9 protein-coding genes are annotated in these 13,713 nt (G+C 41.5%); 1 reads left to right on the forward strand and 8 read right to left on the reverse strand.

The window, feature by feature from the left end; all coding sequences use genetic code 11:
* Window positions 1-243 precede the first annotated feature (243 nt).
* The 6 genes from M992_RS11340 to betI form a co-directional block, all read right to left on the reverse strand.
* Entirely contained in the window at window positions 244-1,716 is a 1,473-nt protein-coding gene (locus M992_RS11340; RefSeq protein ID WP_053908704.1) for a DASS family sodium-coupled anion symporter, read from the reverse strand.
* A 239-nt stretch (window positions 1,717-1,955) separates the two neighbouring features.
* Window positions 1,956-2,858 (reverse strand): SAM hydrolase/SAM-dependent halogenase family protein, encoded by a 903-nt coding sequence (locus M992_RS11345; protein WP_053908705.1) that lies wholly within the window; start codon window positions 2,856-2,858, stop codon window positions 1,956-1,958.
* Between the two features lie 402 nt (window positions 2,859-3,260).
* Window positions 3,261-3,707, reverse strand: coding sequence for a DUF6122 family protein (locus tag M992_RS11350; RefSeq protein ID WP_053908706.1), 447 nt, complete (start codon window positions 3,705-3,707; stop codon window positions 3,261-3,263).
* 328 nt (window positions 3,708-4,035) lie between these two features.
* Window positions 4,036-5,685: a choline dehydrogenase gene (gene betA, locus M992_RS11355; protein WP_053908707.1), complete on the reverse strand. Its 1,650-nt coding sequence runs from the start codon at window positions 5,683-5,685 to the stop codon at window positions 4,036-4,038.
* A 42-nt stretch (window positions 5,686-5,727) separates the two neighbouring features.
* Window positions 5,728-7,206, reverse strand: coding sequence for a betaine-aldehyde dehydrogenase (gene betB, locus M992_RS11360; RefSeq protein WP_053908708.1), 1,479 nt, complete (start codon window positions 7,204-7,206; stop codon window positions 5,728-5,730).
* Between the two features lie 10 nt (window positions 7,207-7,216).
* Window positions 7,217-7,813, reverse strand: a complete 597-nt coding sequence (gene betI / locus M992_RS11365) for a transcriptional regulator BetI (RefSeq protein ID WP_053908709.1) — start codon at window positions 7,811-7,813, stop codon at window positions 7,217-7,219.
* Window positions 7,814-8,022: 209 nt separating this feature from the next.
* On the opposite strand from betI, the gene M992_RS11370 reads away from it, so the two are divergent.
* The gene (locus tag M992_RS11370; protein WP_053908710.1) at window positions 8,023-10,065 is read left to right on the forward strand and encodes a choline transporter; all 2,043 of its coding nucleotides are present in this window, start codon (window positions 8,023-8,025) and stop codon (window positions 10,063-10,065) included.
* A 219-nt stretch (window positions 10,066-10,284) separates the two neighbouring features.
* Here the strand turns inward: M992_RS11370 and M992_RS11375 are convergent, their stop codons facing one another.
* Together M992_RS11375 and M992_RS11380 are read right to left on the reverse strand one after the other, a co-directional pair.
* Window positions 10,285-12,045, reverse strand: a complete 1,761-nt coding sequence (locus M992_RS11375) for an acetyl/propionyl/methylcrotonyl-CoA carboxylase subunit alpha (RefSeq protein ID WP_390892500.1) — start codon at window positions 12,043-12,045, stop codon at window positions 10,285-10,287.
* Window positions 12,035-13,711 carry a 5-oxoprolinase subunit B/C family protein gene (locus tag M992_RS11380; RefSeq protein WP_053908711.1) on the reverse strand — a complete coding sequence of 559 codons (1,677 nt, stop codon included), beginning with the start codon at window positions 13,709-13,711 and terminating at the stop codon, window positions 12,035-12,037. Before M992_RS11380 ends, M992_RS11375 begins: the two co-directional genes overlap by 11 nt.
* Between the last annotated feature and the right edge of the window lie 2 nt (window positions 13,712-13,713).

The raw sequence follows: 13,713 nt of genomic DNA on the forward strand, positions 1-13,713 counted from the left end.
AAACCGAATCGAGTTAAATTTCACCCTTACACCTCTGTATTTGCATATATCACGAGCATTATAGGCATAAAAAAAACTATTTTGGCAAAGAGTGATTAACATACCAAAATAAAAGAAGATTTTTACGATGAGCTCTTATTCAATTAATTGTAAATATTAATAGCAAATATGCCCCAATAAAAAACAGGCTATTCACTATAATAAGCAAAATAGCCTGCAGAAACTATATTAGCACTAAATCAATCACCAATAACCCAAGTATTTCCACCACATACTGCCTAAAGTGAGCCAAATAATTAAATTAACAATACTCATGATAAACCCCACTTTCCACCATTCACCGAGTGTGGCATATCCCGAGCCAAAAATAATCGGTGCGGTGCCGGTACCGTAATGTGTCAGAGACATCATTAGTGAAGAAGAGAATGCTAAAGTTAAACCAAGCAACATCGGTGGCACACCTAATGCTAGTCCAGCGGCAAAAAAAGCGGCAAACATGGCAGTGATATGAGCGGTAGTACTGGCAAAGAAATAGTGGGAATAAACATATACAAGGACTAATATCAGCATTCCGCCGATCCAGCTAATGCCCATTTGCTCAATCGAACCACCAACAGTCATTGATAACCACTTGATTAATCCAAGTTTTCCCAAATAAGTCGCCATCATAACTAAAGCCGCAAACCACACAACGGTATCCCAAGCACCTTTATTTTTTAACACATCATCCCAACTTAATACGCCTGTCGATAATAAAATAGCCAAGCCAATAAGTGCAGCAGTGGTCGGATTAATTGCAAAGGTATTACCAAAGATCATGGCCGGTACGCCCGCCCACATCATCAGTAACAGTGCAAAAACGCCAAGCGTTATAAATTCAGGTAACGATATTGCGCCTAATTCTTGTAAACGCTGTTTAGCAAAATTAGGCGCATTCGGCGTGACTTTTATTTCTGGCGGATAAATAAAATAAATAATCAACGGCATCACAATTAAAGAAACTAACGCTGGAACAAATGCAGCAATGGCCCACATACCCCAAGTTAATTCAAATGCAGATGCGGTGCCCGCAGCAATCAGACTAACAATTAATGGATTTGGAGCAGTGGCGGTAATGAACATCGCTGAAGTGATTGGGTTAATATTATAATTCACCAAAGATAAATAACGGCCAATTTTCTTGGTGGTCCCATCATCAGCTTTTGAACCGAAACTGTCTGAAATAGAACGCATAATAGGATGAATAATTCCACCACCTCTTGCGGTATTACTTGGTGTTACTGGTGCAAGTACGGTTTCAGCTATCGCCAGAGAATAAGCAATACCTAACGTGTGTTTACCAAATAGAGAAATAAAATAATATCCTATTCTCGCTCCTAATCCGGTTTTATTTAAACTCATTGATACCATAATAGAGATACCAATTAACCAAATTAAGTCATTAGAAAAACCACTCAGAGCATCAGTAATTGCGCCTTTGGTCGATGTAGGATTGGTAACTCCAGTAACGGCAACTAATGCTAATGCAACAATGGATACGGCACCTATTGGCATTGCTTTACCGATAATAGCGGCAATAGTACCGACAAATAATGCTAATAGATGCCAAGCTTCTGGCGTAACACCTTCGGGGACAGGAATAACAAACCAAATAATTAAGGTAATAGCTAGCGAGATAAGGCTTGGAATAACTTTTAACGGCGTGAGTTTATTCATCAGGATATCCGTAGAGGTCAGAGTTTATTATTAGTTATAAAAATTCAATTATTATGTTATGGCCTTATAAGAAATATACTTTGATCGTTATCACTAAGTAATGAAAAAATTAGCAACCCATCGATTGTTAATTAAATGTGAAATTAAAGTTTGTGTATTCTGATGAATATCTCTACAAATAATAACTACTATACCCATAAACGCATATTTGTAGAGATATTAACTGTTATACATGATCCTTAATTACAAGATTTTAAATTAATATTCCAATTACTTCCTGAAGATATTTGGTATTTTTCCGCGAAATTCATCATATTCAAAGCAATTGAGACATTCATTAAGCTATTAATATATACCAATGGCTTTCCCTTATTTACATCACCAAAGGTTGACACAAAAGGTGCCTTACCTTGGTATTTGATCACTTTATGCTCAAATATTGTGATACATAATTTATCATGTTTATTAATATTAGCTTTCTTGAGCATATCAGCAGGAATATTTGTCCAGACATTACCATAGCGTATATCTAATATAGAAATATTACCGCTAATCTGCTGTTCACCTGTTATTTCTGCTGCTTGATAAGGAATAGAAGTTATTTCTTGAGAAACTTTGGCACCCACATCATCAAAACGCATTAAACCGGAGGCTAATTTAGCACCGACATAGGCGTAAACATCACGGCCATGAAAGGTATAAGATTGATTGGAGTTTTTTAATCTATTCGTCGCTTCATTAATTTCTCTGACTTCAGCAATACCGAACTTTTCCGCTACCAATGTCAAAGTTCCATTATCTGGTGAAACGAAATATTGATTATTTTTTGTTTTCAATACGACGGATTTACGCTCTGTTCCAACACCAGGGTCAACAACGCTAACAAATACAGTTCCTGCTGGCCAGTACTCTGCAGTTTGATATAATCTATAAGCAGCCTGCCAAACATCATACTCAGGAATATCATGGGTTAAATTAAATAATTGAATTTTATCATCAACGGTAAACGCTACCCCTTGCATTGCAGATACAGCGCCATCACCGAGACCAAAATCGCTCTGTAATACTAAAGCATGGTTAGCCATCGAGGAAAAGGATGAAAGCCAACCAAGGATAACTAGCGAAAGTAATCTTTTTTTCATATAAACCAACCTAGAATATAGTTTTATGCAGAATTATTTCCAATCAAAAAATGATATTATTCTACTAGTATGCATTAACTTACAACAATATACTATTTTTAAAATGTAAGTTAATTTATATTTATAAATTCAATTAAAAAATAATACGTTATTATTTTAAAGATCTTCCCACAGGCAAATGATTTTACATTTAAAAATGTGAAATAACTCGCAAAAAATAAATTTTAAATAGTGTAATAGACAGGCAATTAAACGAGAAATATAAAATTAAATTAGTAAATATTCATTTTAAAATTAATATATTTAAATTACCTGAGAATATTTCAGCATAATTATTATGATTAAAAACTACTTAAGTATATAAATAAACTCAATCAATTATAAGATACTTTATTTATCGAATCAGCATAGAGAATAGAATTGGTCAGCAGTTATAGAGAATGATAAATATACTTTTACCACATCAGAATATATTACCTCAGTATTAATACGGCCTAAATAACAATCTAGAGAATCTGTCAATAAATGGAATAAGCACCCCACGGCTATCGCTTTTATTTTCCATGAAGGAATAAATAATAATAATCCATAAATAGTAGCGGCCCAAAGAGTATGTAGTGGGTGAAAGCCAATACTACAACGATTGGGATCAAAAATCGGCGTGGCTAATAAATGGTCTAAATCTATTGCTATAGTCGCTATCATTAAAAATGCTGCCAGTTTCCAATGCTTCCCCCAAAATAAATAGGCTAATAATAGAGGAACCAAAAAATGGAAACTGTAATGGAGTATATTTCTAATCAACTCAAAATTTCCAAGCAATTCAATATTCTTAATCAACTCAGACATCGCAATAAAATCTCTAATTGGTGAATAGTTTTGTGTCTTTATTGAATATGATTATAACGTAAAATATTAAATAACATCGAAATTCATTATTATCTGAGAAATAAAACTTGAGAGATGATAGACAGGAGTCGAAGTTGATAAGTTGAATCGACAAAAGAAGAACTGCAAGCTACTCAAAAATGATATTCTTTTTCATCAGAATAACATAGGTAACTTGCAGTCTTTTATGAGGCATTCAGTTAACGCAAGCAAAATTATCAAACAGCATTATTATGCTCAGTTATCAAATCACATCAATACAAATACGATTAGCTAGCGTTACAACCTATCATGAATTAGCCACAAAATAGTCCGCCGTACTGGCGACTAATGGTTGATGACCACGAATTTTATCGGCCATTTTTTCAGCGATCATAATTGTCGTCGCATTTAAATTACCAGTAATAATTTGTGGCATAATTGATGCGTCAACAACCCGGAGGTTTTCAACACCATAAACCTTACCTGAGCCATCAACTACCGCCATTTCGTCAGTGCCCATTTTACAACTACCACACGGATGGAAAGCGGTTTCCGCACATTCTCGGACAAAGGCATCCAATTCTTCATCGCTCTGAATATGTTTACCCGGCTTAATTTCTTCGCCGCGATACGCATCCAGCGCCGGTTGTGACATGATTTCACGAGTGATGCGAATAGCCGCTCTGAACTCTTCCCAATCTTGCTCCGTAGACATGTAATTGAACAAAATACTCGGATGTTGACGTGGATCGCGTGATTTTAAAGTTACACGACCGCGACTAGGCGAACGCATTGAACCAACATGTGCTTGAAAACTATGCTGATTAATTGCATTACTGCCATTATAGTTCACCGCTACAGGCAAAAAGTGGAACTGTATATTTGGCCAATCAAATTTATCGCTAGAGCGAATAAATCCCCCGGCTTCAAATTGATTGCTCGCACCAATGCCCGTGCCTTTGAATAACCATTCAGCGCCAATCATCGGCTGATTGTACCATTTTAATGCTGGATACAAAGATACGGGCTGTTTACATTCATACTGAAGATACATTTCCAGATGATCTTGTAAATTCTGCCCGACTCCCGGCAATACCTGTACCTCAGGAATATTAAATTGTTGCAATACTTCCTGCGGACCAATACCTGAACGTTGTAATATTTGTGGCGAGGCAATCGCTCCCGCACACAGCAACACTTCTTTTCTCGCTTGAGCCTGCACTGGTGTATTACTTTCACCAATAAAATAACGCACGCCTTTGGCTGTTTTGCCTTCAAATTCAATAACATCAGTGGTAGCGTGAGTAACTATGGTTAAATTACTGCGTTTACGCGCTTGATCAAGATATCCTCTGGCAGTGCTAGCACGGCGACCTTTCGGGGTGACCGTTCTGTCCATCGGACCAAAGCCTTCTTGTTGATAGCCATTAAGATCATCCGTTTGCGGATAACCGGCTTGAACTCCGGCCTCAACCATGGCATGAAATAATACATTATTGCCATTTTTTGGTGTAGTCACACTCACGGGACCTTCGCCGCCATGATAGTCGTTAGGGCCAATATCACGGGTTTCTGCTTTGCGAAAATAAGGCAAACATTCGGCATAGCGCCAATCTTCAAGGCCCGGTGTTTTCGCCCAATTGTCAAAATCCATGGCATTACCGCGAATATAACACATGCCATTGATTAATGAGGAACCTCCGAGACCTTTTCCGCGTCCACACTCCATACGACGGTTGTTCATATGAGGCTCAGGATCTGTTTCATAAGCCCAGTTATATCGTGTTCCCTGCAAAGGGTAAGCTAAAGCCGCAGGCATTTGAGTCCGGAAATCAACACGATAATCCGGGCCTCCCGCTTCCAGTAGCAGCACAGTAACATTAGGATCTTCTGTCAAGCGGGTAGCAAGAACGTTACCGGCTGAACCAGCACCGATAATAATGTAATCATAGTCCATTGTTATCTCCTCTGTTTCAGTCATTATGAGTTAATAGATAATTTAAAAAACCGATTCAAAATCTCCTAATTCAACTTGGATAGATTTTATTTGGGTATAATTTTGTAAAGTGACAATGCCATTTTCGCGGCCAACACCGGAGTGTTTATATCCACCCACCGGAACTTCAGCGGGTGATCCTCCCCAAGTATTAATCCAACAAATTCCAGCCTCCAATTGATGGATAACACGGTGAGCTTGCGCTAAATCTGGAGTTACAATTCCTGCCGCTAAACCATACAGCGTATTATTTGCACGGCTGATTACTTCTGATTCATTTTGATAGCTTAAGATACTCATCACAGGGCCAAAAATTTCTTCTTGGGTAATTTTCATTTCATCGGTGCAATCAGTAAAAACAGTCGGTGCAACATACGCTCCATGCGCCAATGCGCCTTCTGTTAAACGATGACCACCGCACAGCAATTTTGCGCCCTGCTGTTTACCACTATCAATATATTGCAGCACACGTTCCATATGTTGAAAGCTGACTAATGGACCAAAATTAGTCTCTGGATCCGTCGGCTCGCCTACACGAATACGCTGTACACGCTCAATGATTTTTTGTTCAAAACGCGATTTTAATGCGTCAGGAATAAATACCCGAGTACCATTGGTGCATACCTGCCCTGAGCTATAAAAATTAGCCATCATGGCGATATCTGCGGCTTTATCGAGATCTGCGTCCTCAAAAATAATCAGCGGCGATTTACCGCCCAGTTCCATGGTGACATCTTTTAAGCTAGAAGCAGATGCACTTGCCATCACTTTTTTACCGGTAACAACCCCCCCGGTAAATGACACTTTGGCGATATTAGGATGCTCAGTTAGCCATTGCCCCACTTGAGCGCCGGTCCCTGTTAAAACATTAAATACGCCATCAGGAACTCCTGCCTCGGTATAAATTTCAGCTAACTTAAGTGCTGTCAACGAGGTGACTTCACTGGGCTTAAAGATCATCGCATTTCCCGCGGCTAATGCCGGCGCCGATTTCCATAAAGCTATCTGAATAGGATAATTCCATGCGCCAATACCAGCTACCACGCCTAAAGGTTCACGACGGGTATAAGCAAAGGTGCTTTCCCCTAACGGGATCTGCTGGCCTTCGAGCATCGGGATCAAGCCAGCATAATATTCCAGCACATCAGCGCCAGTAACAATATCAACCGCTTCAGTCTCAGAAATCGCTTTCCCAGTATCTAATGTTTCTAATTGGGCTAGTTCTTCATTACGTTGGCGTAGAATATCGACCGCACGGCGTAAAATACGCGAGCGTTCCATCGCACTCATCGCCGCCCAAACTTTTTGCCCGCTGTTCGCACTTTCAACCGCACGTTCAACATCTTCAGGCGCAGCGGATTGCAGAGTTGCAATTATCTGACCATTGGCAGGGTTAATTGCTTCAAAGGTGTTATGTTCCGGACAGATACTGTCAACATAAGCACCATGGATATAAAGTTTTTTTAATTCAGTAACCTGCATTATTTCTCCTTTAAGACTTGCCGTATGCAGCCAGTTGCATATCGATATAATGATTAGCGATAGTTATCGCCTCATCAGACTGAAACGGCTTTTTGTTCAATGCACTCCGTAGCCATAAGCCATCAATAAGTGCAGCTAACCCCTTGGCAGACTGTCTGGCGTGGGGTTTGTCCATCACACGCGCAAATTCAGCGCATAAATTCGAGTAAAGCCGTCTATCATTCACTTGTTGTAAACGATAAAGATTGGGCTGATGCATACTGCTGGCCCAAAATGCTAACCAGGTTTTCACCGCTGGGCCACTGGTTTGGCTAGGATCAAAGTTAGCCGCGACAATCGCTCTTAATCGCATCGCAGGCGAACTGTCTTCCAGCAAACGTAAGCGAATAGCCACAGCAAAACCTAATTGATACTGGATATACCGCATACTGGCTTCGAGTAAGCCGTTCTTATCTTTGAAGTAATGGCTAATAATACCGTTGGATACGCCAGCTTTACGTGCAATCAACGCAATACTGGCTTCCTGCATACCGACTTCATTAATAACTTCTAAAGTTGCCTGGATTAATTGCTGTTTACGAATCGACTGAATTCCAACTTTTGGCATGCTTTTTAACCCGAAAAATCATTTTGTCTTACCCCATTAAACTTTTTTTTTATTGAATGTTCAATCAATATTACATATCTTTTATTACAAATGGTTTACAAAGATAGGCTATTTTGCATCTAAAAATTTAAATGTTTTGATTAATATTCAATAAGTTAATTGAATTTTTATCTTTTCATTCTTTTACCAACAAATTCAGGAACTGCAAAATGAATACACAGAACAGTTCAAAAAAACCACAAAAGGATAAATTAAATTGCGTGGTGTTTTTCACTTCTGCCGGACTGATCCTTTTGTTCGCATTATTTACAATATTGGCTACAGATACAGCAAATGTATGGATCGTTAAGACATTGGGCTGGGTATCAAAAACATTTGGCTGGTACTATCTGCTCGCTGCAACCTTATATATTGTTTTTGTTATCTTTATCGCGACATCTCGTTTCGGTAATATCAAATTGGGGCCCGAGCAATCAAAACCCGAATTCAGTATGATCAGCTGGGCGGCGATGTTGTTTGCTGCTGGGATTGGCATAGATTTAATGTTTTTCTCTGTAGCAGAACCGGTTACTCAATATATGCTGCCACCCACAGGCGAAGGTGAAACCGTAGAAGCAGCTCGTCAGGCGATGGTGTGGACTCTTTTCCACTATGGCCTGACGGGCTGGTCTATGTACGCACTCATGGGCATCGCACTTGGTTACTTTAGTTATCGTTATAATTTACCCTTAACTATTCGTTCTGCTTTGTACCCTATTTTTGGACAACGTATTTATGGCCCTATAGGGCATACCGTTGATATTGCAGCAGTTATCGGAACTATTTTCGGTATCGCCACCACGTTAGGTATCGGTGTAGTGCAGCTCAATTATGGGCTAAAAGTCTTATTCGACTTCCCTGAGGGATTAGCCGTACAAAGTGGTTTAATTTTGTTATCGGTGATCATGGCGATTATTTCGGTAACGTCAGGCGTTAACAAAGGGATCCGTGTTCTGTCCGAACTGAATGTATTGCTCGCCTTAGGATTAATCATCTTTGTTTTATATGTCGGCGATACTGAGTTTTTACTCAATGGGTTAGTGCAGAATGTCGGCGATTATACTAACCGCTTTATGGGGATGACGTTAAACAGCTTTGCTTTTGACAGACCAACTGAATGGATGAATAGCTGGACGCTGTTTTTCTGGGCATGGTGGGTTGCTTGGTCACCGTTTGTTGGGCTATTTTTAGCGCGTATTTCACGCGGACGAACTATTCGTCAATTTGTGATGGGCACCTTAATTATTCCGTTCGTTTTTACCCTGTTATGGTTATCCATATTTGGTAACAGTGCGCTATATGAAATTATGCACGGTAACAAAGAACTTGCAGAAACCGTATTAGCCTATCCTGAACGTGGATTCTATTCATTGTTAGAACTGTATCCCGGCTTTGGATTAAGTGCCTCTGTCGCCACTATTACCGGCTTATTATTCTATGTAACTTCCGCCGACTCGGGTTCTCTAGTCTTGGGTAATTTCACTTCGGAGCTGAGTGATATTAATAGCGAAGCCCCTAATTGGCTGAGAATTTTCTGGTCGCTAGCGATTGGTATTCTGACGCTCGGTATGCTGATGACCGACGGTATTTCTGCATTACAAAATACCACTGTGATTATGGGCTTACCGTTCAGTTTCGTGATTTTCTTCGTGATGGCTGGATTGTATAAATCGCTACGGGTCGAAGATTTCCGCCGTGTAAGCTCGCTAAATACCACCGCCCCTACGCCAACGTATGGCAATGGCTCGTTGAATTGGAAACAGCGTATTAGCCGAGTGATGAATTTCCCTGGTACAAAGTATACCCAACGGATGCTAGATTTAGTCTGTCGCCCAGCAATGCAAGACGTTGCTAAAGAGTTGTCACTGCGCGGTGCAGATGTACAATTCTCTGAATTACCAGCAGAAAATGGCGAAAGGCTTTATCGTCTAGAACTAATTGTCTCTTTAGGCGAGGAGCAAGACTTCGTCTATCAAATTTGGCCTCAGCACTATTCTGTGCCCGGTTTTACTTATCGCGCACGCTCCGGTAAATCACATTATTACCGGTTAGAGACTTTCTTAATGGAAGGTACGCAAGGTAATGATTTGATGGACTATACTAAAGAGCAAGTGATCAGCGATATTCTGGATCAGTATGAAAAACATTTAAACTTCATTCATTTAAGTCGTGAAGCACCGGGACAAACCTTGACATTTCCAGGCGCAAATTGATTGATTAATATGACTAATAAGCGGAATTAATCGCCATGCAAAAAGGAGAAAACCAGTGTGGTTTTCTCCTTTTTTATCGATATGCAGCCATTTTATCGCTGTATCTTATTGTGATAAAAACCAGTGGCGCATGGTCTTTTAACGTCTAACTTTTAATTCATCGCGATATGACGCGATATAGAATTAACCCGCTAGACCATTAATATCGGTGATATAAGATTAAATAATCTGAGCTATTTGACTTTCTGCATGAATAAATTCGCCTTTAGGCACACCGTGTTTTAATTGGCCTGACTTAGGTGCTATCACCTGAACCTCCATTTTCATCGCCTCCATAATCGCAATCACATCGCCTTTTTCAACATGTGTGCCTTCTGCCACCAACCAGTTAAACAGGATCCCGGAAATAGGCGCTTCAACCCTATTTTTTGATTCAGAAACTGCACTGGACTGAGGCCATTCAGCTAAGTTATGGCTCGTAGATTGCGCCGCTAGTCCATTCAACAGCAAAGCAGGCAGCGCTAAGCTATGCCGCTTGCCATCAATTTCAATTAATGTATGCGTTAACTGTTCAGCTGGTGAAGGTAAATATCGTTTAGCCGCGGGAATTTGCACCGAAAACTCAGTTTCAATCCACTGGGTATGCACCGCAAAATTATGTTTAAAATCTGATTGTTCAACGACGGCTTGATGAAAAGGCAATACCGACGCAACACCTTCAATCTGACACTCGGCTAAGGCGCGACGGGCTCTCGCCAAGGCTTGTTCACGCGTCGCCCCGGTCACAATTAGTTTCGCCATCAACGAATCAAAAGTGCCAGGAATAACTGACCCCTGCTCTACTCCACTATCGACACGGATCCCTGGACCAGAAGGCATTAAAAAATGGGTGATTTTACCCGGTGTGGGTAAAAATCCATTCCCTGCATCTTCAGCGTTAATTCGAAACTCAAAGGCATGACCACGCGGCACAGGAGTTTCGGTGATACTCAATGGTAATCCTTGAGCCACTCGCAGCTGCTCAATAACCAGATCGACCCCCGCGGTTTCTTCAGTGACAGGGTGCTCAACTTGTAGGCGAGTATTCACTTCAAGAAAAGACAGCGTTCCATCTTGGCTCAATAAAAATTCGACCGTACCAGCTCCAACATAACCCGCCTTAGCACAAATAGCTTTAGATGCTTGGTGGATGCTGTCACGCTGGTGGTCGGTTAAAAAAGGAGCGGGAGCTTCTTCAACTAGCTTCTGATTTCGGCGTTGCAAAGAACAATCTCGGGTTCCCACCACCACGACATTCCCCTGCTTATCCGCAATAACCTGCGCTTCTATATGGCGTGGGTTATGTAGAAATTGTTCGATAAAACATTCACCGCGTCCAAATGCAACTGTCGCTTCTCTGACCGCTGAATGATATAGCTCTTCCACTTCCTCTAATTTCCAAGCCACTTTTAATCCACGGCCACCGCCACCAAACGCCGCTTTTATGGCGATAGGTAATCCGTACTGCTGGGCAAAAGCCACAACTTGGGAAGCATCAGTTACCGGGGCTTCCGTCCCAGTAACTAAAGGCGCGCCAACCTGTAGCGCTATTTGACGGGCTTTTACTTTATCGCCCAAAATATCGATGGTCTCTGGCTCTGGGCCAATCCAAGTTAATCCGGCTTCTTGAACTGCGCGAGCAAATTCCGCACGCTCTGATAAAAAACCGTACCCCGGGTGAACCAGGGTAGCACCCGATTTTTTGGCGATAGCGATTAATTTCTCAATATTTAAATAGCTATCAGCTGGGGTATTACCAGCCAAGCTATAAGCTTCATCAGCCAATTTAACATGCAGTGCATTAAAATCACTTTCTGCATATACCGCGACCGAAGCAAGGCCATAGTCGCGGCAAGCGCGAATAATACGTACCGCAATCTCACCACGATTAGCAATTAAAACTTTATCCGTTGTCACAGAAGGATTGATATTATTCATCATTTGCGCTGCCTTTATTTATTTCATTAAATTGACTAATCGGGTTAAAACGAATACGGCCATTAATCGGAATTTGTCCTGCTAAATCAATATGATACTCTGCCACAGTAGCTATTACTGGATACCCTCCAGTCAACGGATGATCATGGAGAAATAACACTGGCTGTCCATCTGCAGGCACTTGGATCGCACCGAGACACGTTCCCTCACTAGGGAGCTCTTGCGTTTGACTGCGACTGAGCCCATGTTCAGCGGATAAACGTAAGCCAATACGATTAGAGGCCGGAGTGACTTGCCAAGATTGCTGTAATAACCGTTCTAGCGCCTGAGCAGTAAACCAGTCCGTTCGCGGACCGAGATAAATATCCAGTACCGTTATCTCTTCGCTAGTAGGATAACGAAATGCCGGCATTTCAGTTAAGGAAACAGCAGAGAGCGGCGATGAGTGTTGAGATAAAGACCAAACCCGAGAGTTAATTGCTATCTGCTCACCGACTTTTAATGGCGCAGGACCAACATTGGCGAGCGAATCATAAGAACAACTGCCCAAAATAGGAGACACAGCAAAGCCGCCACGTACCGCTAAATATCGACGAACCCCAGAGGTTAACTGCCCCAATATCAGCTGATCACCACAGGATAAATGCACTGGCTGATAACTGGGCAAAGCATGAACCTGTTGATCTGCCGTGACCAACTCGATAGCACCGGTTGCCCCGGTGATAGCAATCAGCATATCGCACTCGGCTTGAGCACGAAATCCACCTTGGGTTATTTCTAAACACACCGTATCAGGAGGATTACCGACGGCACGATTAGCACTGTGCAGCGCCTGTTTATCCATAGCTCCCGAGGCGGATATTCCTAATGCCGCCTGACCAGCACGCCCAGCATCTTGATATAACGTTTGCAATCCAACAGATAATAAGGTGAGTCCGACGATAGAAGACGGTGTTTCTTTGTCGGTCATCGCGGTATTTTGCGAGGCTGGAGTTGCAGATAACACACGGCTATTTTCAGTTGAATCAATCGTGGGCAAACTAATAGTTGGGGGGGCTTGATCGGCATTATAGAAACTAACTTGATAACCGGGTTTTAATAAAGCTGGCTCGGCGCGATCAATATCCCACATCGCCATATCTGTTTTACCAATCAACTGCCATCCTCCGGGACTAGCCTGCGGGTAAATCCCACTGAATTCTCCCGCTAAAGCAACTGAACCGGCAGGAATACGAGTTCGGGGAGTCTTTCTACGTGGTACATTTATTTGTGCATCCGGCGCTATCATATAGGCAAAACCTGGGGCAAACCCGGTAAAAGCGACCTGATAGAGAGATTCTGTATGGCGAGTAATCAACTGCGCTGTTGTCATACCTAAATATTCAGCGACATCAGACAGATCTTCGCCACAATAATGAACAGGAATAGCCAAATGTTTACCCTGCTTCAGTAACTTTGCGGATAAATCACAGCGAGCAATTTGACGCGCTAAACGCGTTGGCGTAGTGATCCAAGGGGAATAATGGACTAACAATGTTTTTGCCGCCGGAATAATTTGCTCGATGCCGGCTATTGATTGAGTATTTAGTGCAGCAAAAAGCGCTAACGTGTGTTCTAAGTTCGTTAATTCAACCAATAGCGCACGATCATTTATCGGTAAAAAGCGCACAA

It is taken from the genome of Moellerella wisconsensis ATCC 35017 (assembly GCF_001294465.1).
Lineage (GTDB): Bacteria > Pseudomonadota > Gammaproteobacteria > Enterobacterales > Enterobacteriaceae > Moellerella > Moellerella wisconsensis.

Excerpts from the sequence above, each read along its gene's own strand:
- M992_RS11340 (WP_053908704.1), bottom strand. The coding sequence starts at position 1,716 with ATGAATAAACTCACGCCGTTAAAAGTTATTCCAAGCCTTATCTCGCTA.
- M992_RS11345 (WP_053908705.1), bottom strand. The coding sequence starts at position 2,858 with ATGAAAAAAAGATTACTTTCGCTAGTTATCCTTGGTTGGCTTTCATCC.
- M992_RS11350 (WP_053908706.1), bottom strand. The coding sequence starts at position 3,707 with ATGTCTGAGTTGATTAAGAATATTGAATTGCTTGGAAATTTTGAGTTG.
- betA (WP_053908707.1), bottom strand. The coding sequence starts at position 5,685 with ATGGACTATGATTACATTATTATCGGTGCTGGTTCAGCCGGTAACGTT.
- betB (WP_053908708.1), bottom strand. The coding sequence starts at position 7,206 with ATGCAGGTTACTGAATTAAAAAAACTTTATATCCATGGTGCTTATGTT.
- betI (WP_053908709.1), bottom strand. The coding sequence starts at position 7,813 with ATGCCAAAAGTTGGAATTCAGTCGATTCGTAAACAGCAATTAATCCAG.
- M992_RS11370 (WP_053908710.1), top strand. The coding sequence starts at position 8,023 with ATGAATACACAGAACAGTTCAAAAAAACCACAAAAGGATAAATTAAAT.
- M992_RS11375 (WP_390892500.1), bottom strand. The coding sequence starts at position 12,045 with ATGATGAATAATATCAATCCTTCTGTGACAACGGATAAAGTTTTAATT.